This window comes from Granulicella arctica (genome assembly GCF_025685605.1).
Classification (GTDB): domain Bacteria; phylum Acidobacteriota; class Terriglobia; order Terriglobales; family Acidobacteriaceae; genus Edaphobacter; species Edaphobacter arcticus.
This window is the reverse complement of the sequence record NZ_JAGTUT010000001.1, coordinates 2,898,226-2,918,278: the sequence shown is the minus strand read 5'-3', so window position 1 is coordinate 2,918,278 and position 20,053 is coordinate 2,898,226. Positions and strand designations below refer to the sequence as shown.

Genomic DNA, 20,053 nt, shown 5'->3' with positions numbered 1-20,053 from the left:
GCTGATCGCGATACGATATGGGTGTGGCCGCTGACTTACTGCAATCCGCTCCTTCCCTGCCCATCGCCATGCTGGACTTCTCCCGCCAGTACTCCATCATTCGGGAAGAGGTTCTTGCAGTCATCGAAGAGGTTTGCGCCTCGCAACGGTTCATCCTCGGCCCGCAGGTTGCCAGGTTTGAACGAGCCGTCGCCCTCGCCTGCGATTCACCACACGCCCTTGGTTGCGCGAGTGGCACTGACGCTCTCTGGCTGGCGATGGACGCTGCCCGCATCGGTCCCGGCGATGCGGTAATCACGACCCCCTTCAGCTTCTTCGCTACGGCAAGCTCGATCATTCGTTGTGGTGCCACGCCAATCTTTGCCGATATCGATCCGAAGACCTTCAACCTGTCCCCGACTTCCGTGGCGGCGATCTTCGATTCCCCCGCCGGAGCCAACGTAAAGGCGATCATGCCGGTCCACCTCTACGGTCAGTGCGCTGACTGGGACGCCTTTACCGCCTTCCAGCAGCAGCATGGCCTGCTCCTCATTGAGGATGCGGCTCAGGCCTTTGGTGCTACCTGGAACGGAATTCCTGCCGGCGCACTCGGCGATGCAGCCGCCTTCAGCTTCTATCCCACCAAGAATCTCAGCGCATTCGGCGACGCAGGGCTGGTCACCACGGCGAGCGACGAACTCGCCGAACGGGTCACGATGCTCCGCGCTCATGGAATGCGCCGCCGCTACTTCCACGACGAGATTGGCGGTAATTCGCGGCTGGACACCCTTCAGGCTGCCGTCCTCGAGGTCAAGCTTCGCTATCTGCCGCAGTGGAATCAACAGCGCCGCGATCGTGCCACACTCTACGACCAGCTCTTCCAGGAGGCCGGTCTCGCGGCCCCCAGCGTGACCGATGGTATCGTTCTCCCCATTACGGACCGGCGGGCGTCCCACGTCTTCCACCAGTACGTGATACGCGTTCCCCGCAGAGATGCACTACGGCTGCATCTCTCCAATGCGCAGATTGGTACAGAGATTTACTACCCCCTGCCCCTGCATCTTCAGGAAAGTCTCGCGTACCTTGGCTACAAACAAGGAGACTTCCCGCATACAGAGCGGGCGGCGGAGGAGGTTCTGGCGCTGCCCATGTACCCCGAACTCCGCGACGACGAGCAGAGAACGATCGTGGAAGCCATCGCCAACTTTTATGCGCGGCCCGCAGATGTGACGACGAAGTCGGAGTAAGCGAGTGAGTTCCGGTAGACTTGGTGAAACTGTTGTTTCTAACAGAGCGCACGAGTCAGGAACCCTATTCATGAAATTGCGTTTGCTCGCAGTATGTACCGGCTTGGCCATGGCCGCCGGTGTGGCCCAGGCCCAAACCCAAACCAAACAGGATATTGGCATCTATCTGACGCCGATGGCAGCCCGCATCAGCAACTCCACGCCGGATAGTTCGGTTTTTGCCTTTCTAGGACCGAATGCAACCTCAGCCTTCTTCGAGGGTTTTGGAGTCGGCGTTTATGACGACCTCCTGCACGCAAGTCGATTCGACGTTGGGCTGGATGCACGCGCGAACCTGCTGCGTGGCGGCGGCGCTCAAATGAACAGTTTTCTAGTCGGCGCTCGCGTCGCCTTCAAACCAGTTAGCCTGCCGTTCAAGCCTTATTTCGCGGTAAACGGAGGCGTAGGCGGAACCAAAGCTGCCCACAATCCTCTCTACGTCAGTAAGCCGCAGTACGGCGCACAAGTGGGCATCGACTACCCCCTGGGACGCCTCGTTGACTTTCGAGTCGTTGAGGTTGGCTACTCGTCGGTCCAGACGGTCAGCAGCGGTACCGTCAACAGCGGAACTCCGCTCCCGCCGAGTTCGGGGATGATCACCTTCGCGACCGGCATCGTCTTCCGCCTTCCTTCGAAATAGCTACCGCCGGTGCTTCCCTTTTTTCTTCTCATCGGGAGGCACCGGATGAGCCTCTTCCGGGGGGATCTCCCCAGCGCCGAGCACACGGTGCGTGATGTTCCCTTCCAGCCTGTACGTCTTCACAAAGGTCTTTCCCGGTGAGATCGCACCGGTAGCTGCATCCGGCACAACAGCCGCCGAATCGGCACTTAGCACGCGATAGCGGAAGGCGGGCAGCGTCATCATCCCCAACGTCCCCTTCTCCGTGGGATCCTTGATCTCGGCGATCTCAATCGGCAGATAGCCTTCGACGTTCTTCTCGCGAAATCCGGTCTCATACCGATGCTTCTTTACATTCCATATAAACAGCCGAACCTGATCGAAGTCATACGGTAGACCTGCTTTGTACGGACTCATCACAGCCACGTACTGCGGAATATTCTTGTCATCCTGCGGTGCGTCGGGATCGTTCACCTTGTTCAGGATGTAGGCCCCCACAATCCGCTGCCCTTCGGAATAGCGCGTCAGGGAGTCCGGTGCATCCACATCCATCATCCTGCTCAGGAGCCAGCCCGTATGGCCCTGCGAGTCGCGAACCAGCCACCAGTCCTCCATCGGAGGTGGCAGTGGCGCCTCATCAGCCTTAGCTCCCGTAGCGCCTTTCGCAAGGACTGCCGCAGGCTTGGCAGGAGTGGTAGCAACCGGTGCGGCCGTAGCGCGCGCCCGCATCGGGGGACCACTATTGGCCTTCTGCAAGGTCGCCCGCGAGAGCAGCTGGAGTTTCTCTCCTTCAGCCAGACGAAAAAGTTTATCCGTATCTCGCCCTGGTTTGAGGTGCATGTACACCTCATCCCGTACGACTGCCGAAGCGACCGCCGGATCGCCTTGATGAGCCTTCTTGACCTCAGCGAACCCGTCGAAAACATCCTGGGTGGCGACCACCTTCTCATCAATCCAGCCAAGTTCGCCCTTCTCGGTTTGCACACGAAGAAAGCGGCGACCATGCTCCAACACCTTCAGCCGGTCGCCATTGTTGACTGTGCCGGTTCTGTTAGAAACAGCGGCCACGCGATCGCGGAGAAACGTCGATTTCGCCGTGACATACACGTAGTTGTCAGAGAGTTTGGTGCGAAAACGCGCGCATCCTTCCACAGACAGCAAGCAAAAAATCGCTAACCCGAATAGCCTGGGCCGACGACTCTTGCGAGCCTTTGCAAACGACATTTCAGGGCAAAAATTGCTTGAAACAGACTCTTCGATGCGGCTCTGCGTACTGCAATCCATGCCTCTATAGTACGTCGCATCGTTCCTGGCGGCCCTGCAAACTCACTGTTCAATGAGTGGCAACAACCTGAATTGCTCCCGTGGGATCAGTTCCGGTCGCTACCGTAGCAGCAGAGTCCAGCTTTCCCAACACCGTGGCATCGAAGCTATACATGGTCAGGTCGGGATTCCCAGCGCTGGCCGCAGCCAGAATGTACTTCGCGCTCTTGTCGCGTGCCAGAGACGCCACCGTGCTGCCGGTTGCAAATGGGGAACCACTCAGCGCCGTCAGGACGCCTCCAGTCCCAATCGAGAAGCCGGAGATGGTGCCGTCAGTGCGATTCCCGGTATAAGCGTACTTCCCAGTGCTATCCAGAAGCACCGAGAAGGGTCCACCGCCAGCCGCAAACGGCGAGCCGGCCACGGAGCTAAGCCCCCCGTTCGACCCGATAGCGAACACCGCAAGGCCAGTGCTTCCGCCGCTTCGTGCAAGGTAGAGGAAAGTCGTATTGCTGTCGATCGCAAGCGCGTTATCGCTCGTCGTGGTCGATCCCGTCGAAAGCTGTTGAAATGTCGTAATGTTCAGCGCACCGGTTGTCGTATTGAACGGATAAACAATATCCCCACCGGTTCCAAGAGCGAGAAAGACATAGGCGCCGCTCGGAGCGACCTTAACCATCTTCGCCACAGCCTGCGTACCACCCACACCAACATACGTAGGAGTCGCTATCGCGGCCAGCGCTCCCGTAGTCGCGTTGATCTGATACTCCTGCAAGGTCGCGCTGTCCTGGCTCAGCGCAAAAAGCCATTGACCATCCGGCGAGATGTCCAGCGATACTGAACCAAAGTTCGTGGTTGCCAATGCGCCGCCGGAGCTTACAGTGGTCAGCACCCCTGTCGTTGCATTAATCGAATATGCATAGATCCCGCCTAGCTCTGATAAATACAAGAAGCTGTTACTCGGCGTGATCGCCATCGCGGTCGGTGGCAGTGCAAGGCTGTAGGGTGAACCCGAGACAGCGGTCAAAGTCCCGGCACCTGCTGTTGTAGTCGCGACGGAATAACCAGCAATCGTACCCGTCGTTGAGTTCGCAACATAAACGAAGTCGCCCGTCGACGTGCCCGTTCCAGTTCCGGTCCCGCCAGTGCCCGTCGTCAGCGGAGGAAAGAAGCCGCCGCCGCACCCAGTCAAAAGCACCAACACTGCCGCCACGACTGCTCCAGCCAACTGCAACTCCGACCTCGTTCGTCCAGGCATTGCCAAATCCTCTCGTACTATCTTCGCAGCAACTCGGCACCCAAAACATCCGTCGATGCTCACCAGTGAGCATCTATAATCTGCCAAATGCCTTATTCCAGTATCCGACGCATCGCGGCCCTTGCTGCGGTCACAGTCATGTTCTTTGTCGCACCGAAGCTGCTGTCACAATCCTTCGACTCGCTCTCAAGCCAAAAGGCACCTTCACCTGATCGCCCCGCATTGGAACGTGCCGTCCACGCCGACATGGACTTCCTTGCCGATGACGAGATGCACGGTCGAGGATCAGCCACACGCGACGAGCACATTGCCGCTCTCTTTGCAGCATCGCAGTTCCAGACCCTGGGCCTGGAACCCGGTGGTGATCACGGCACGTTCCTCCAGAAAAACGTACTTCCCGAAGCCATCTCAGAGCGCCTGCAGAAGCGTCTCTCTACCTTCGAAGACACCCCGCGCAAAGAGACCTGGAACGCCATCGGCCTCTTGCGCGGAACGACCAGGCCCGAAGAGGTCATCCTGCTCACCGCACATCTCGATCACCTCGGCATGGCCAGACTGGATCCCGCAAAGCCAACCGCCGACCTGATCTACAACGGAGCCGACGACGATGCCTCAGGAACGACCGCTGTCCTCACCCTGGCGCACCTGCTTGCCAACGGACCTCGCCCGGCTCGTACCATCCTCTTCGTCCTCTTCGGCTCCGAGGAGATCGGCGGCTACGGGAACAGGGCCTTCCTCGAACATCCACCCGTCCCACTCACAAGCATTGTGGCTAATCTCGAGTTCGAAATGATCGGCCGCCCCGATCCGGCCGTTCCCACCGGAACCCTCTGGCTGACAGGTTTCGACCGCTCCAACCTCGGCTCTGAATTGGCAAAACACGGAGCGCATCTCGTCAACGATCCACACCCAAGGGAGGAGTTCTTCCAGCGCTCCGATAACTTCGCCCTGGCCCTCAAAGGCGTCGTCGCTCATACCGTTTCAAGCTTCGGACTCCATACGGACTACCATCACCCCTCTGACGAGTTGAAGACCATCGACTTCAACCACATGATCAACGCCATTGCCTCGATGGCGGAGCCAGTCCGCTGGCTGGCAGATTCCAACTTCAAGCCACAATGGACCCCAGGCGGAAGGCCCGAAGCCAGACAGCCCCGAGCCACGACTCCCAAACCCACTCAATAGACAAAAAGGAGGGCGACCCCTCGGGCCGCCCTCCTCGCGCAACAGACTGCATCAGGCTATGCGGGTACCAGTTCCTTCTCCGCAACGATCTCCTTGATGTCGCGGCCAATGGCCTTCGCCACGCCCTCGCCATACTGTGGATCGCACTTGTAAAAGTGACCAACCTGCAGGTCCTGAATGCGCTTCTCGACCTGGCTCAGCGAACCAGAGATGTTCGAGAAGAGTCTCTGCTGTTCGTCGGGCTTCATCATGCGGAACAGATTGCCCGCCTGCGTGTAGTAATCCCCGTCATGCTCACGGTGATCCCAGCGACCGACCGTAGCCGAGTCCAGGGTGACCTTACGCTCTGTGTAGCGAGGATTCTGCTTCGGCCCGCCAAAGCTGTTGGGCTCGTAGTTCGGTGAGCTGCCACCATTGTCCCCAAGCGCCATCGTGCCGTCACGGTTATACGTTGCGTACGGGCACTGTGGAGCATTGACCGGAAGCGACTGGTAGTTACCGCCAAGGCGATAGCGATGTGCATCCGGGTAGCTGATCAGGCGCGCCTGCAGCATCTTGTCCGGCGAGAAACCCATTCCCGGGACCACGTTGCGCGGCTCAAAGGCAGCCTGCTCGATCTCGGCAAAGTAGTTCTTCGGGTTGCGGTTCAGTTCCATCTCGCCGACATCGATCAGCGGGTAATCGGCATGCGGCCACACCTTGGTGAGATCGAAGGGGTTGATGTGATACGTCTTCGACTCAGCCTCGGTCATCACCTGGACCTTCACACTCCACTTGGGAAACTCGCCCTTATCGATAGAACCGAACAGGTCACGTTGCGAGTAGTCCATATCGGTGGCACGCATCTGGTCTGCCTCCTCCGCCATGAAGTTCTTGATTCCCTGCTTCGTCTTGAAGTGCCATTTGACGTAGAAAAGCTCGTTCTTGTCGTTGATTAGCGAGAAGGTGTGCGAGCTATAACCATTCATGAACCGATAGCCCTTGGGGGTACCACGGTCGGACATCAGGATCGTGACCTGGTGCAGGCTCTCAGGAGAGAGCGACCAGAAGTCCCACATCATCGTCGGCGACTTCAGGTTGGTCTGGGGATCACGCTTCTGCGTGTGGATGAAATCGCCGAACTTCAACGGATCGCGAACAAAGAAGACCGGCGTGTTGTTGCCGACCATGTCCCAATTGCCCTCTTCCGTGTAGAACTTGATCGAGAAGCCCCGCGGGTCGCGCTCGGTATCAGCCGAACCCTTCTCGCCGCCAACGGTGGAGAAGCGGATAAGCAGCGGCGTCTTCTTGCCAACTGCCTCAAAAAGCTTGGCCGTCGTGTACTTACCCATAGCCGGGTTGGTGCAGGTGAAGGTACCAAAAGCGCCTGAGCCCTTGGCATGGACGACACGCTCCGGAATGCGCTCACGGTTGAAGTGAGCCATCTTCTCAAAGAGCAGGAAGTCGTCACCGACGATCGGACCACGCGGTCCGACGGTCATGGAGTTTTGGTTATCTCCAACCGGACGGCCTGCGTCCGAGGTCATAAATCCATCGCCGTGCGCGGGGCCGTTCGATCCATCTTGTTTGATCTCTGCCATCTTTCTCTCCTTTTGCTACCGATTGCGACTCATTGACATTTGGGGCAGATACCGATGACGTCCACCGCATACCGCTCCACCAGAAAGCCATTCAACGTGCTCCGCACAGGCGCTAGATTCAACTCCTGTTCGCCAATGTCGGAGATGCTCTTGCACTTCGAGCACACCAGGTGGTGATGTGCCCATTCGTTCATCTCCACGCGGACGGTGCCATGATGCAGGCTCACCTCACGCAGAACTCCGCTCTCGACGAAGAGATGGATGTTTTTGTAGACAGTCGCCAAAGAGATCGAGGGAATCTGCTCGCGAACGCGTGCATATACCTCTTCCGGGCTGGGATGCCCTTCCATCCCCTGCATCACCTCATACAGCACTTGACGCTGATGAGTTGCAGTAATTCCGTGTTCAGAACACAAATCACGGAACGGCTTGGCCTTGGTCGTCTGCACTACGCTAGTGTATTCCTTCTCAGGCAATAATAGTTATCGTTTGGTAGCTATAGTTATCCACAGTAATCTCGATGCTCAGATAGTCACCACAATCTTCTGCAAAACTCCATTTTGACTGCAGCGAGTTAAGTATCAGACCAATCGGGTATGCTGGACTGCAATAAACGTGTGCGATCCGGTAAACGTATTCACAAAGGTCTCTGTCTGAAGATTGACAGCAATCCAAACCGGATCAAACCCCGAATTAGACCTCTTAATGGATGAAGGCGGAGAAGCAATGAAGAGTACTGCCATGAAAATTCCGCGGTCGGGCATATCAGCCGCGCGAACGATGATTTCTGGAATAGCCCTGTGCTTAGCAGCGCAGACCGGTACAGGCCAGGCACAAGCACCGGCGGCACAGCTTAGTATCCAGCTGGACAAACCTGCCCACGCCGTCAGCCCCACGCTCTACGGCCTGATGACGGAAGAGATCAACTACTCCTACGACGGCGGCCTGTACGCGGAGATGGTGCGCAATCGGACCTTCCAGGACCACGGCTTCGGCGGCGTAGCGCACTGGAACATCGAACACTTTGGAAGCTCTGAAGCCACCATGGCCATCGATCAGACGCAGGGACCGAGCGACGCCCTGCCGACGAGCCTCGAGATCACCGTCAAACAGGCCGACTCGACAAACCAGGCAGGCGTTCGCAATGAAGGCTACTGGGGAATGGCAGTCCGACCCGGCACAACCTACAAGGGATCGTTCTACGCGAAGGCTGACTCCGGAGACATGGGCCCGGTAAGCATCTCTCTGGTCAGCGACAACTCCGGCAAGTCCGTCGCGATGGCCACCGTCCCTTCAGTCTCGACGGAGTGGAAGCGGTACGAGTTCACCCTGACAGCCGGAAAGCTCGAAGCCTCCGCCGAGAACCACCTGCTGCTCACGGTAGGCCACGCTGGCAAGCTCTACCTCAACATGGTCTCGCTGTTCCCGCCCACCTACAAGAATCGTGAGAATGGCAACCGCACCGACCTGATGGAGATGATGGCGGGCATGCACCCGACGTTCCTGCGGCTACCCGGCGGCAACTACCTCGAAGGCGACTTCATCGATGAGCGCTTCGACTGGAAGAACACCATCGGCCCTATGGTCGATCGCCCCGCCCATCGCAGCCCCTGGAACTATCTCTCCTCCGACGGTATGGGTCTGCTCGAGTTTATGGAGTGGACGGAAGACCTGAAGATCCAGACGGTCCTCGCCGTCTACGCGGGCTACTCCCTCAAGGGCGACCACATCCACCCCGGTCCAGCCCTCACACCGTATGTTGAGGACGCGCTCGACGAGATCGAGTTCACCACCGGCGACACCTCCACCAAGTGGGGAGCCGTCCGTGCCAAACTCGGCCACCCCGCTCCCTTCCCGGTGAAGTACGTCGAGATCGGCAACGAAGACTGGTTCGACAAGTCAGGCAGCTACGAGGGCCGCTACGCGCAGTTCTACAAGGCTATCAAGGCCAGGTATCCCCAGCTTGAACTCATCGCAACCGCTCCCCTGAAGCGCATGAAGCCAGACGTTCTGGACGATCACTACTACAAGCGTGCAGACGAGTTCTTCGACGACGTCAAACACTACGACACCATCGACCGCAACGGCCCCAAGATCTTCGTAGGCGAATGGGCCACGCGTGAAGGCTCCCCTACCACCAACATGGGCGCAGCCCTCGGCGACGCCGCATGGATGACCGGCATGGAGCGCAACAGCGACCTCGTCGTCATGGCCTCCTACGCGCCGCTCTTCGTCAACGTTAACCCCGGCGGCATGCAGTGGGAGTCCGACCTCATCGGCTACGACGCCATGACCAGCTACGGCGCGCCAAGCTACTACGCCCAGGCCATGTTCGCGGAGTATCTCGGTACCGAAGTCCCCACCTCAACCGTAACCGGCGGCGGCAGCCGCTTCTTCTACTCAGTCACCAGGGATGCCGGTACGGTCTACCTGAAGCTGGTAAACGCCTCGTCCACCCCACAGCCGGTCTCAGTCGACCTGAGCGGAGCCGGAAGCATCGACAAAACGGGTACGCTCATCTCCCTGACCGGCACAAACCTCGCAGAGACCAACACCCTGACAGCACCGAAGCGAATCGCTCCGGTGAAGTCGTCTTTGAAGGTCGCCGGACCGAAGTTCGATCACGTCGTTCCGGCCTACTCCGTGCAGGTGTTGGTGTTGAAGACGAAGTAGTCCGCTAAGCGAAAAGCCCAGGCCTCGCGATGAGGTCTGGGCTTTTTCAATCCAGGGGTTCAACGGTCGTCAGTTAGGACGTTCCCGGTCAGTCCGATGAAAGCGCGCATCAAGCGGTCTGCGCTCTTCCGATCCCTCGTCAGCGGTATGCCAGTGGGTTATAGCAACCTCACCCACCCTCCAGCAGAGCAGGACCGTAGACCCATCGATCTGGCAGGGAAAATCGAGCAGACCCTCTTCAAAGTCCTGAACAGTCACGCCGATCTCATCGATCTCGACCAGGGTGTCCTTCGCAAGTTGGGCGGCTTTATCGCGTTCAGCCCGGCGGCGCGCAGCGGCAACCACGTCGACGTGCATACCGCCCGCCAGATAGATCCGCTGTGACAGGTCCTGCATCTCGGCCTCGAAATTGTGAGCGCGCTGGGCTGAATCCCGAGCGCGCCGGAAGAGAGATTCGAGTACCGGGAGTAAGGTCTGGGCTTCGCTGAGAGTAAAGGTCTTGTTCACGCTTACACTCATTTTACTTCCAGCATGCGGTCCAGCGCGGTTTTCGCCCAGTGTTTGACGTCATCATCAACCTTGATGCGGTTCACAACCCGGCCAGCGACAAGATTCTCAAGCGACCACGCAAGATGCTGCGGAGAAATGCGGTACATCGTGGTGCAGAGGCATCCGGCATCGTCCAGCGTAATCACGCGTTTGCCAAGAGGAGCAAAACGCGCCGCAAGCCGGTTAACGAGATGAATCTCGGTACCAACGGCAAAGCTGCTTCCTTCCGGCGCATGCTCAATCACCTGGATGATGCGCTCCGTCGAACCCACTGCGTCGGCCTTCTGGGTCACCTCCCAGCGGCACTCTGGATGCACAATAACCTGCATTCCCGGCTCTTCGCGGCGAACGCGGTCAACATGCTCTGGCAGAAAGCGCTGATGAACCGAGCAATGGCCCTTCCAAAGAATCACCTTCGCCGCTTTGAGGCGATCCGGCGAGAGCCCACCGTTGATCTGGTATGGATCAAACACCACCATCTCGCTCAGCGGGATACCCATGGCAAACGCGGTATTGCGGCCGAGATGCTGGTCCGGCAGAAAGAGAATCTTGCCGGCACGAGCGAACGCCCATTCAAAAGCTCCACGAGCATTCGACGAAGTGCAGACCAGCCCGCCGCGCTCCCCACAGAACGCCTTGATCGCTGCCGCCGAGTTCATATAGGTAAGCGGTATAAGGTCGGCAGTCAGGCCAGCGCGCTCAAGCGTGTCCCAGCAGTCTTCCACCTGCCCGATCTCGGCCATATCAGCCATAGAACAACCAGCATTAAGGTCTGGCAGAATCACCTGCTGCCACGGCTGGCAAAGAATATCCGCAGTCTCCGCCATAAAATGCACGCCGCAAAACAGCATGTACTTGGCCGAAGTCTCAGACGCGATCTTGGAAAGCTTGTAGCTGTCGCCGGTCACATCGGCGAAGCGGATGACCTCGTCGCGTTGATAATGGTGGCCCAGCAGGACAACGTCGGTGCCGAGTGTCGCCCGCGCAGCCGCAATGCGCGCGTCCATGGTGTGGTCAGGTTGTGACAGGTAATGATCCAGTGAGCAGGACTCCGCATCACTGAACGCTACCGCTGGTGCATCAGGAGCCGCGACCGTTGCCGGGGCCTCTTCCAATAATCCAATCACTCGTACTCCGCCTTCAGTCTCGACGAGCTTCCAGGCAGGTTGTGCCGGTTTGCCCTCGCGACGGGGATGTTGAAAGCATTTCTAATGGCTGCAGAGGATTCGCTGTGCCGGCCAGTGTGTGCAGCCGGTACCCAATCCACGGGGATGTTGCAGCCCGAATTCGTAGTGCAGAGCGGATCACTTCGCTCGTACACCGTTAGACGTATTCGGCATCTGAAGGATGCAGAATTACTGCCCTCGTCTCTCTTCAACTTTACACCAGTACGAACGCGGCCTTCGAGACCGCAAGCAGCGCAAGGTATTTGTTTGCCGTACTCGCAAGCCGTATCATAGGAAACACTTATGCCGAGCTTCGGCGACACCGCCCTCATTGCACTCCTCGCCCTGCTGCTCTTCGGTCCGAAGAAGCTGCCCGAACTCGCCCGCCAGTTGGGCAAGCTGATGGGCGAGTTCCGTCGCGCGTCCAACGAGTTCCGCATGCAGATGGAGGACGAACTCCGCATCTCCGAGCAGGAGGAGCGGCAGAAGAAGATCGCCGCCATGGAAGCCGCTGCACCCGTCACCCCGCCTCTGCTGCAGGATGAAAGTATCGTAATCGACCACCCACACCAGCCCGCAGAGAACTACGTGGCCCCCGAAAACTCTATTGCAGCGCCGGTCGAAACCGTTTCTGAACACACAACAGACGCCGCGGCCGAAGCTGCAAAGCCCGACCGACACACCGAGCCGCTTCCAATCGCCTCCGCAGGCGAACTCGAGATGATGCCACCGGCTACAGGCCTACCCACGAGCCGATCGCCGCTGTCCTCGGTCCTCGACTCAATTCCACACACGCAGGACCCTGAAACGGCCGCACAGCCTCTCGCCGAACAGAACTCGCACGAGGCATCCCTGCATGGCTGATCTCGATATCATGGACCGCGCACGAGCAGCAGTAACCGATCGCGTAGAACTCCCCGGCATGAGCCTGATGGACCACCTCGGCGAACTGCGAAAGCGTCTCCTGCACTCCGTGGCCTACCTCGCCGTCGGCTTCATCGTTGCGTACATCTTCCACGTGCGTCTGGTCAGCTTCATTCAGAAGCCGCTCGTCAACATCGGTCTCACCATGACGATGACGCACCCAACGGATGCTCTGAACCTCTTCCTCAAGACCTCGGTCGTATGTGGTGCAATCCTCGCAAGCCCGTTCATTCTCTACCAGGTATGGCTGTTCATCTCGCCCGGCATGTACGCCAACGAAAAGCGATACGTCTGGCCATTCATGAGCGCAACCGTCGGCCTCTTCCTTGCAGGAGCATGGTTCGGCTACAGATATGTGCTCCCTGGTGCGATGGTCATCCTCATCCAGGACTTCGGCAAGAACTTCACCCACATGATCACCATCGAGGACTACACCAGCTTCTTCCTCGCGGTCATCCTCGGTCTCGGCGTTACGTTCGAACTCCCGGTAGTCATCTTCTTCCTCGCCTTATTCGGCATCGTCGATGCGAAGTTCCTGTTGAAGCACATCCGCTACGCCATTCTCGCCATCTTCCTCATCGCAGCGGTGATCTGCCCGACGCCTGATCCCATCGGCATGTGTCTCTTCGCGAGCCCAATGCTGGTGCTCTACATGCTCGGCGTTGGCGTCGCCTTCCTCGTCCACCCGGCGCGACGCAAGGCAAAGGAGACTACCGCCGCATGATTCTGAGCCACATCGCCAGTTCTCACGAAACTCGTCACCTCGACCGAAGCGCAGCGAAGTGGAGAGACCCCCGCATTACGCTTTTGCTTCTACTTGTACTCGTCCTGCCTCTACACCTGCCAGCCCAGCAACCCCACTTCAGCGGACAGGCAGCCTATAGTCTCACCGAGCAATTTCTGGCCGCAGCGCCAAAACGCTTCAACGGATCACCCGGACACGTCAAGGCTGAAGAGTTCCTCAAGCAGCACTTCGCCGCTGAGAACGCCAAGGGAAACTTCGAAACCGACAGCTTCTCCGCAAGAACTCCAGCGGGCCAGCAGTCCCTGCGGAACTATATCGTCAAATATCCCGGCAAGAAGGACGGCATCATTGTCCTTGCAACCCACTATGAGACAAATTACCCGCTGCGCGATATCAATTTCTACGGCGCGAACGACGGTGCGGCAACCACAGCCCTTCTCATCGAGATCGGCAGAATCCTCCGCACCCATCCGCCCGAAGGCTACTCCGTATGGCTGGTCTTTGATGATGGTGAAGAGGCAGTTGAAAGCTGGTCCAACTCTGATTCGCTCTACGGCACCCGCCACCTCGCTGCAAAGTGGGCAAACGATGGCACACTGCCGAAGATCAAGGCCTTCTTACTAGCCGACATGTGCGGCGACAAGGATCTGAACATCGACAAGGATTCGAACTCGACACCATGGCTTCTGGACATGCTCGCGGTCGCAGCGAAGAACACCGGGCACACCGCATCGATCTTCAAATACGAGACGACAGTCCAGGACGATCACCTGCCGTTCAAGCAGCGTGGAGTACCGGTACTGGACATCATCGACATCGACTATGGCCCCCACACCACCGCCGCGCCCGAGGGTTACCACCACACGGCAGACGACACCTTGGACAAAGTAAGTGCGCGGTCACTCCAGGTTTCAGGAGACCTGTTCATGGAAATGATCCGGTTAGTCGATCAGAAGTAGTCGCTTTACCCGCTTAGTGCTCAATTCGTCCGGCAGATAAGTGGACTAAAGCCCCTCAAATGAACACTTTGCCTCTAACTCCTCTGCAATGAATACTTTGCATTCGACTTCATAGGTAAGTGCAATGTTATGTAGGCTTTAGGACTTGACGGCAAAGTGAAAAATCGATTGATCTCAGTCTGCTATCCCGCAGGAGAGACGAAGCAGATGTCCCTCCGTTGCAGGATCAGACCCAGGTGAGAACCAAGGCAGAACAATAAACCAAGACTGCAATCAGCTACTTGACCATCGTGTCAGCGGTGTAAAGGTTCGAGCGTCCACTGCCGTCGGTAAACTGCGTGAAGCTCTCAACGACTAGCTCCTTGCCAACCAGGTGGCCGATCAAAATGACGTGCGAAAAGCTGAACGTGTACTGCGCGCTGAACGCGACTGCCGGCGTTGCGCTCACATTCGACGCGTAAGCCAGGCCAGTGACCGTTCCCCAGTTGCAGGGCGTAGGCGAGCAGGCTCCAAAAGCATCAACGTGGATGCCAGTTCCAGACGCCGAGATGACGATCTTTACGAGGTCACGAGTGGCGCTGTTGACGTTCTTCCAGGTGCCGATCAAAGCGGCTGCCGAGACGGATGCCGCCTTGAAATCCTCAGGTGCGAGGTGCGAGGGTGCCATGAATTCTTGTGCGACTTTGGTGCTCATTTCATTTCTCCTTTTCAGTTCTCGTTGACGAGACAGGAAGTAGTGAGGGCAAAGTCTGCAGCGTTACGGCCTCAACGCACATTTATCTTCAGGTCTGTTTGCCGAAGGCGGATTGCATCCGCGATAGCATCGAACACAGATGTCCACAACCTCCCTCACGCACTGGATCGGGTTCCATGTAAGCCTCATCCTGCTGCTGGCGGTTGAGTTTGCGTACGCTCGTCGTTCAAGCCACAGTCGGCATACCAAGTCCGTCGTAGAGACGGTCATGTGGGTCGCTGCAGCACTAGGCTTCTCACTCTTCATCTTGAAGAGCTTAGGGTCAGAGTCAGCGATCCAATACCTCGCAGGGTATGCCATCGAAGAGGCGCTTTCGATCGACAACCTCTTCGTCTTCCTGCTCCTCTTCAAGCTCTTCCAGATCGATGCGGATCATCAGCCGAAGGTCCTGTTCTGGGGCGTCACAGGCGCCATCGTGATGCGCGGAGCATTCATCGCAGCCGGAATCGGACTGCTCACAAAGTTCCACTGGATCAGCTATATCTTCGCAGCCATCCTGCTCTTCGCAGCCGTCCGCCTGCTTATTCCCGAGAAGGAAGAAGAGAAAGAAGCGACGCCATCATGGATCGGGTGGGTCTCCAGGCTGCATCCCGTCAGTCTGCGACAGGATAGCTTCTTCGTCCAGGAGAATGGGCGGCGCATGATGACGATGCTCTTCCTGTCGCTGGTGGCAATCGAGTTCACGGACGTGGTCTTCGCGCTCGATTCCATCCCCGCGGTCCTCTCGATCACGAGGCATCCATTCATCGCCTACACCTCAAATATCATGGCCGTCATGGGCCTCAGGTCGCTGTATTTCCTGCTGGCCCACCTGCTGAAGAAACTGCAATACCTGCACTTTGGGCTGGCGGCGGTGCTGGCTTTCGCAGCGATCAAGATGCTGGCTGCATCATGGATCGAGGTAGGGCCGCTGACATCGCTTGTCGTAATCGTAGTGCTCCTGGGACTAACCATTACGATCTCACTAGCGCTCCAGAGCAGGCATGCGAAAGAATCTCGGACCTAAGTTGTCCGAATTGCATTCTTCACGTAAAACAGAGGTATGTCCTCCCGTGTAAGTCTCTTAAAAGCTGCCCGAACGACCCATCTCTACCTAGGTGTTTTCATCACACCCGCTCTCATCTTCTTCGCATTCACTGGCTTTGTGCAGACATTCAGCCTTCATGAGACAACTCGCGGTAGCAGCTACAAACCGCCCGCCATTCTGGTAAAGCTCGGCCAGTTGCACAAGAAGCAGACGCTGGTTGTGCCAGTGCGGAGGCCCCAGCCCCCCGCCGCTCCAGACGCCGGTAAAGTTCAGGATGGCGCGGGCAAATCCTCGGATGGTGGCAAACCCAGAGATGGAATGACGTCTGCCATCACCCCGGCAGTAAAGCCAGCGGATGCTCCTCCTTCCGCTCTGGCGAAGGCGAAGAACCTCTGGCCGATGAAGATCTTCTTTGCGCTCGTATCGGTAGGGCTTCTGATGTCTACTCTCACGGGCCTCTACATGGCTTACAAGTACATTCGAAACACACTTCTGATCACCGGTGTACTGGTGGCCGGGATTTTGATTCCAGTGCTGCTAACGTTCTTTTAGCTAAATCGCGGTCAGGGTCAGATCGCTGTCCAACGCGATCGATCGAAGGTGACCGCGCTGCATAACCGAGTGATACGCGATCAGGTCTCGTTGCGGGAAGTCATTGCGATAGTGGGCGCCACGACTCTCTTCGCGAGCAAGCGCTGAGACCACAATCACCGTGGCAACCGTGTGCAGGTTTCTCGCCTCGATCGCCGGGCGGGTCAGGGCCTCAGGCATGCGCAGGGCTAACGCCGCGAGTCCCTCCCCGGCGCGGCGTAGACCGGCCGCGTCACGCAGTAGCCCCGCATCGAGCCACATCAGATTGCGCAGTTCGGTAATCCAGGCGGCAATATAAGCATCGCCAACGTCGATCTTCCCCTCGGGGCTGCTCTCCGGCTCCAGGGCCGATCTCTGCTGGCTACCCCTTCTTTCGTGGATCATGGCATCCGCAGCGAGCGCACCAAAGACCAGCCCCTCAAGCAGGGAGTTGCTGGCGAGACGATTGGCCCCATGGACGCCGGTACAGGCGACTTCCCCGGCAGCGTACAGACCTGCAAGTGAAGTGCGACCGTGAACATCCGTGCGGACGCCGCCCATAAGGTAGTGCGCTGCAGGACGTACAGGGATCAGGTCGCGGCCGAGCTCAAGGTCATATCGAGAAAGAAAGGCGGAAATCCCGGGGAAGCGCGCCTTCAGGTCCTTCGTACTGTGACGCATGTCGAGATAGACCGTGCCGTCGAGCCCTTCGCGAGTGATGGCACGCGCGACAACATCGCGTGGTGCCAGTTCAAGCAGCGGATGATAATGCTGCATAAAGCGCTCGCCCTTTGCATTCAGAAGGAAGGCACCTTCGCCTCGTAGCGCTTCAGACATGAGGAAGCGCGGCGCTCCGTCCATCGCAAAAGCGGTGGGATGGAATTGATAGAACTCCATGTCACTCACCTCGGCACCGGCGCGATAGGCCATGGCAATGCCATCCCCAGTCGCCACGGCTGGGTTCGTCGTGTCGCTGTAGACCTGGCCTGCCCCTCCACTGGCGAGCAGCGTCGAGCCTGCAAGAACGGTCTGAAGAGTTTCGTCACCGTCAAGGAGAGTGGCTCCCGTGACACGGTCACCTATGGTGAGCAGCTCAACCCCGGTGGTCCACTCAAGCAGCTCGATGGTAGGAATTTCGCGAACGTGGCGTAAAAGCGAGAGAGCGATCTCGCGGCCAGTCGCATCTCCGTTCGCATGCAGGATACGGGGCAGGCTGTGCGCCCCTTCGCGAGTAAGCATCAGTTTGCCCGCTTCACGGTCAAAGGCGGTTCCCCAGGCGAGAAGCTCCTGGACGCGTTGCGGCCCCTGCTCTACAAGGATCGCGGCAGCACTCCGATTGACAAGGCCGTCGCCGGCGGCGAGCGTGTCTTCAAGATGAAGGGCTACATCCTCATCCCCACCCATCGCTACGGCGATCCCACCCTGCGCGTAGGCGGTGTTCGACTCTGCCAGCGCATCCTTCGAGACCAAAAGTACTGAACCTGCAGCAGCCAATCGAATCGCTGCGCTCAGACCGGCGATGCCACCGCCGATCACGAGAAAGTCTACGCGTTTCATACTTCGATGCTACGCCTCAAGCGCGACAAAAGTGGCTGCGGTACCATGAACTTACTGTGCCTTCGATCCGCCTTACAACACCGTCCGCAAGCTACGACATCGTCATCGGCGCAGGCCTCCTTCGCACACTTTCTTCGCGCCTCAGGAAGCTGACGGGCGGGAAGCCATTCCGCCCCTTCATCGTCACATCACCAGAGATCTGGGGCCTTTGGTCAAAGCAGGTGCTGGCATCCTTTTCCGAGCCGCCCACGGTGCTTTTTCTACCGAGTGGCGAAGCCAAGAAGCGCCTGGTGTCGGTAGAGCTTCTAGCTGAGCAATTGGCGATTGCAGGTGCGGACCGGGACAGCCTGCTGCTGGCGCTCGGTGGTGGCGTGATTGGCGACATCACAGGCTTCCTCGCGGCAATCTATATGCGCGGCATTCCATTCGTACAGATTCCGACGACACTTCTGGCGCAGGTGGATTCGTCGATTGGCGGCAAAACCGGCGTGAACCTCGCAGCCGGAAAGAATCTCATCGGCAGCTTCCATCACCCCCTCGCGGTGCTGGCCGACACTGACCTGTTGGCAACTTTGCCAGCCACAGAGTTACGCTCAGGCCTGCAGGAGTCCGTAAAATCTGCGGTAATCCGCGACGCCAGATTATTTCGATATATGGAGCAAAACGCGGATGCAATTCTGGCCGGCGACGCAACTGCGCTGACACGCGTAGTAACAGCTTCCGTACGGGTGAAGGCCGATGTAGTTGGGCAGGACGAGCTTGAGAATGGGCTTCGGATGATCCTGAACTTCGGTCACACGCTGGGCCACGCGATCGAGTCCGCAACGAAGTACAGGCAACTGTTGCATGGCCAGGCAGTAGGCTGGGGGAGCATCGCGGCCGCCGAGCTTTCGCTTGCCCGCGGAACGATTACACAGGCCCAATTCAATCGCATCGTCGCTTTGATTCTGCTCTACGGTCCATTGCCGCGTTTTACCGCGAGGGCGGAGACGCTGGTGGCTTTGACAGGCAGCGATAAGAAGAAACGTAGTGGTCGTCGAGCGTTCGTGCTCGCGACGGGGATCGGCCTGACCGACGTGGTCTACGACGTTACCGACGCTGAGTTGCTGACCGCCGCCGAGGCCATGCTGACGCGTGTCAAGAGTACCCGCACGTGAAGCCTGAGCACGAGATCGCGACCGGAGCACGGCCTGTCGGCGCGAAAGATGAAGCTGCCGCAGCAATGTCTGTGCAGCAGATGTTCGACACGATCGCGCCGCGTTACGACCTCCTCAACCATGTGCTGTCTGCCGGGATCGATCGATGGTGGTGGTGGCGTGCGGCGCGCAACTTTCGCGCGGTACTGGCAAAACCGCAAAGCGTTGTACTCGACCTGTGCTGCGGGACCGGCGACATGGCCATGGCGCTTCTGAAGCATCGACCTGCGGGAGTGGGCGAGGCACCCCTCCTGGCAGTCGACTTTTCGCATAATATGCTGATGCGCGGCGCAGTAAAATTTGCGCCGCACAACATCATCCCGATCGAAGCGGATGCGCTGCACCTGCCAATCGCGTCGGGCACACTCGACCTTGTCACCTCGGCATTTGGCTTCCGCAACCTGGCTAATTACGGGGAGGGTCTCGCGGAGCTCTTTCGTGTGCTCAAGCCAGGCGGTCAGATCGGCATACTCGACTGCAATCAACCAGACGGCATCATCGGAGCACTGTATTCGTTGTATTTCAAGAAAGTTCTACCGAAGCTTGGCAGGATGATCTCAGGCGATAACGGCGCTTATCAATATCTTCCAGACTCGGTAGAGCGGTTTCCACGGGCTCCTCGAATGCTCCAATTGATCGGTGACGCGGGCTTCATCGAGGCATCCTGGACCAGTTATACCTTCGGCGTCGCCGGCCTCTACCGTGCGACAAAACCTGTGGCGAAATAACATATCCTGACCCAGCCACAAGCTCCAGCCTGTAG

The 20,053-nt window shown here is 58.3% G+C and carries 19 protein-coding genes; 11 read left to right on the top strand and 8 right to left on the bottom strand.

The annotated features are described in order from the left end of the window. Positions 1 to 23 precede the first annotated feature (23 nt). Entirely contained in the window at positions 24 to 1,226 is a 1,203-nt protein-coding gene (locus OHL20_RS12430; protein WP_317890959.1) for a DegT/DnrJ/EryC1/StrS family aminotransferase, read from the top strand. A gap of 70 nt (positions 1,227 to 1,296) precedes the next feature. Further along, on the top strand, positions 1,297 to 1,905 hold the full coding sequence (locus tag OHL20_RS12425; protein ID WP_263383493.1) for a hypothetical protein: 609 nt from the start codon (positions 1,297 to 1,299) through the stop codon (positions 1,903 to 1,905). On the opposite strand, the gene OHL20_RS12420 is transcribed toward OHL20_RS12425, so the two are convergent. Further along, positions 1,906 to 2,952, bottom strand: a complete 1,047-nt coding sequence (locus OHL20_RS12420) for an SH3 domain-containing protein (RefSeq protein WP_263383492.1) — start codon at positions 2,950 to 2,952, stop codon at positions 1,906 to 1,908. A gap of 265 nt (positions 2,953 to 3,217) precedes the next feature. Further along, complete coding sequence (locus OHL20_RS12415; RefSeq protein WP_263383491.1) at positions 3,218 to 4,405, bottom strand: lactonase family protein; 1,188 nt, start codon at positions 4,403 to 4,405, stop codon at positions 3,218 to 3,220. 87 nt (positions 4,406 to 4,492) lie between these two features. Between OHL20_RS12415 and OHL20_RS12410 the strand changes: the two genes are divergently transcribed. Next, the gene (locus OHL20_RS12410) at positions 4,493 to 5,590 is read left to right on the top strand and encodes a M20/M25/M40 family metallo-hydrolase (protein WP_263383490.1); all 1,098 of its coding nucleotides are present in this window, start codon (positions 4,493 to 4,495) and stop codon (positions 5,588 to 5,590) included. A gap of 56 nt (positions 5,591 to 5,646) precedes the next feature. On the opposite strand, the gene OHL20_RS12405 is transcribed toward OHL20_RS12410, so the two are convergent. Further along, positions 5,647 to 7,170: a catalase gene (locus OHL20_RS12405; RefSeq protein WP_317890958.1), complete on the bottom strand. Its 1,524-nt coding sequence runs from the start codon at positions 7,168 to 7,170 to the stop codon at positions 5,647 to 5,649. A gap of 29 nt (positions 7,171 to 7,199) precedes the next feature. Then, positions 7,200 to 7,619: a Fur family transcriptional regulator gene (locus OHL20_RS12400; RefSeq protein ID WP_263383489.1), complete on the bottom strand. Its 420-nt coding sequence runs from the start codon at positions 7,617 to 7,619 to the stop codon at positions 7,200 to 7,202. 277 nt (positions 7,620 to 7,896) lie between these two features. On the opposite strand from OHL20_RS12400, the gene OHL20_RS12395 reads away from it, so the two are divergent. Beyond that, positions 7,897 to 9,843: an alpha-L-arabinofuranosidase C-terminal domain-containing protein gene (locus tag OHL20_RS12395; RefSeq protein ID WP_263383488.1), complete on the top strand. Its 1,947-nt coding sequence runs from the start codon at positions 7,897 to 7,899 to the stop codon at positions 9,841 to 9,843. Positions 9,844 to 9,912: 69 nt separating this feature from the next. On the opposite strand, the gene OHL20_RS12390 is transcribed toward OHL20_RS12395, so the two are convergent. Together OHL20_RS12390 and nadA are read right to left on the bottom strand one after the other, a co-directional pair. Next, positions 9,913 to 10,362, bottom strand: a complete 450-nt coding sequence (locus tag OHL20_RS12390) for a DUF2203 domain-containing protein (RefSeq protein ID WP_263383487.1) — start codon at positions 10,360 to 10,362, stop codon at positions 9,913 to 9,915. Next, entirely contained in the window at positions 10,359 to 11,519 is a 1,161-nt protein-coding gene (nadA, locus tag OHL20_RS12385; RefSeq protein ID WP_263383486.1) for a quinolinate synthase NadA, read from the bottom strand. Before nadA ends, OHL20_RS12390 begins: the two co-directional genes overlap by 4 nt. A gap of 342 nt (positions 11,520 to 11,861) precedes the next feature. Here nadA and OHL20_RS12380 point away from each other — a divergent pair, with 342 nt between their 5' ends. From OHL20_RS12380 to OHL20_RS12370, 3 genes are read left to right on the top strand one after another with little or no spacing between them, the layout of a single operon-like run. Next, positions 11,862 to 12,422 (top strand): Sec-independent protein translocase subunit TatA/TatB, encoded by a 561-nt coding sequence (locus tag OHL20_RS12380; protein WP_263383485.1) that lies wholly within the window; start codon positions 11,862 to 11,864, stop codon positions 12,420 to 12,422. After that, entirely contained in the window at positions 12,415 to 13,206 is a 792-nt protein-coding gene (gene tatC, locus OHL20_RS12375) for a twin-arginine translocase subunit TatC (RefSeq protein WP_263383484.1), read from the top strand. The genes OHL20_RS12380 and tatC overlap by 8 nt, the downstream gene beginning before the upstream one ends. Beyond that, positions 13,203 to 14,186, top strand: coding sequence for a M28 family peptidase (locus OHL20_RS12370; RefSeq protein ID WP_263383483.1), 984 nt, complete (start codon positions 13,203 to 13,205; stop codon positions 14,184 to 14,186). The genes tatC and OHL20_RS12370 overlap by 4 nt, the downstream gene beginning before the upstream one ends. A 277-nt stretch (positions 14,187 to 14,463) precedes the next feature. On the opposite strand, the gene OHL20_RS12365 is transcribed toward OHL20_RS12370, so the two are convergent. Further along, positions 14,464 to 14,880: a hypothetical protein gene (locus OHL20_RS12365; RefSeq protein ID WP_263383482.1), complete on the bottom strand. Its 417-nt coding sequence runs from the start codon at positions 14,878 to 14,880 to the stop codon at positions 14,464 to 14,466. Positions 14,881 to 15,019: 139 nt separating this feature from the next. On the opposite strand from OHL20_RS12365, the gene OHL20_RS12360 reads away from it, so the two are divergent. Both OHL20_RS12360 and OHL20_RS12355 read left to right on the top strand, forming a co-directional pair. After that, positions 15,020 to 15,946: a TerC/Alx family metal homeostasis membrane protein gene (locus OHL20_RS12360; RefSeq protein WP_263383481.1), complete on the top strand. Its 927-nt coding sequence runs from the start codon at positions 15,020 to 15,022 to the stop codon at positions 15,944 to 15,946. 36 nt (positions 15,947 to 15,982) lie between these two features. Beyond that, a complete protein-coding gene (locus tag OHL20_RS12355) occupies positions 15,983 to 16,519 on the top strand; it encodes a PepSY domain-containing protein (RefSeq protein ID WP_263383480.1) in 537 nt (178 codons plus the stop codon). Here the strand turns inward: OHL20_RS12355 and nadB are convergent, their stop codons facing one another. Further along, on the bottom strand, positions 16,520 to 18,094 hold the full coding sequence (nadB, locus tag OHL20_RS12350; protein WP_263383479.1) for an L-aspartate oxidase: 1,575 nt from the start codon (positions 18,092 to 18,094) through the stop codon (positions 16,520 to 16,522). A gap of 56 nt (positions 18,095 to 18,150) precedes the next feature. On the opposite strand from nadB, the gene aroB reads away from it, so the two are divergent. After that, positions 18,151 to 19,251 carry a 3-dehydroquinate synthase gene (gene aroB / locus OHL20_RS12345; protein WP_263383478.1) on the top strand — a complete coding sequence of 367 codons (1,101 nt, stop codon included), beginning with the start codon at positions 18,151 to 18,153 and terminating at the stop codon, positions 19,249 to 19,251. After that, a complete protein-coding gene (locus tag OHL20_RS12340; RefSeq protein WP_263383477.1) occupies positions 19,248 to 20,018 on the top strand; it encodes a ubiquinone/menaquinone biosynthesis methyltransferase in 771 nt (256 codons plus the stop codon). Before aroB ends, OHL20_RS12340 begins: the two co-directional genes overlap by 4 nt. The last annotated feature ends 35 nt before the right edge of the window (positions 20,019 to 20,053 follow it).

Excerpts from the sequence above, each read along its gene's own strand:
- OHL20_RS12425 (WP_263383493.1), top strand. The coding sequence starts at position 1,297 with ATGAAATTGCGTTTGCTCGCAGTATGTACCGGCTTGGCCATGGCCGCC.
- OHL20_RS12355 (WP_263383480.1), top strand. The coding sequence starts at position 15,983 with ATGTCCTCCCGTGTAAGTCTCTTAAAAGCTGCCCGAACGACCCATCTC.
- OHL20_RS12390 (WP_263383487.1), bottom strand. The coding sequence starts at position 10,362 with ATGAGTGTAAGCGTGAACAAGACCTTTACTCTCAGCGAAGCCCAGACC.
- tatC (WP_263383484.1), top strand. The coding sequence starts at position 12,415 with ATGGCTGATCTCGATATCATGGACCGCGCACGAGCAGCAGTAACCGAT.
- OHL20_RS12370 (WP_263383483.1), top strand. The coding sequence starts at position 13,203 with ATGATTCTGAGCCACATCGCCAGTTCTCACGAAACTCGTCACCTCGAC.
- nadB (WP_263383479.1), bottom strand. The coding sequence starts at position 18,094 with ATGAAACGCGTAGACTTTCTCGTGATCGGCGGTGGCATCGCCGGTCTG.
- OHL20_RS12405 (WP_317890958.1), bottom strand. The coding sequence starts at position 7,170 with ATGGCAGAGATCAAACAAGATGGATCGAACGGCCCCGCGCACGGCGAT.
- OHL20_RS12395 (WP_263383488.1), top strand. The coding sequence starts at position 7,897 with ATGAAGAGTACTGCCATGAAAATTCCGCGGTCGGGCATATCAGCCGCG.
- OHL20_RS12360 (WP_263383481.1), top strand. The coding sequence starts at position 15,020 with ATGTCCACAACCTCCCTCACGCACTGGATCGGGTTCCATGTAAGCCTC.
- OHL20_RS12380 (WP_263383485.1), top strand. The coding sequence starts at position 11,862 with ATGCCGAGCTTCGGCGACACCGCCCTCATTGCACTCCTCGCCCTGCTG.
- OHL20_RS12415 (WP_263383491.1), bottom strand. The coding sequence starts at position 4,405 with ATGCCTGGACGAACGAGGTCGGAGTTGCAGTTGGCTGGAGCAGTCGTG.
- OHL20_RS12410 (WP_263383490.1), top strand. The coding sequence starts at position 4,493 with ATGCCTTATTCCAGTATCCGACGCATCGCGGCCCTTGCTGCGGTCACA.
- OHL20_RS12365 (WP_263383482.1), bottom strand. The coding sequence starts at position 14,880 with ATGAGCACCAAAGTCGCACAAGAATTCATGGCACCCTCGCACCTCGCA.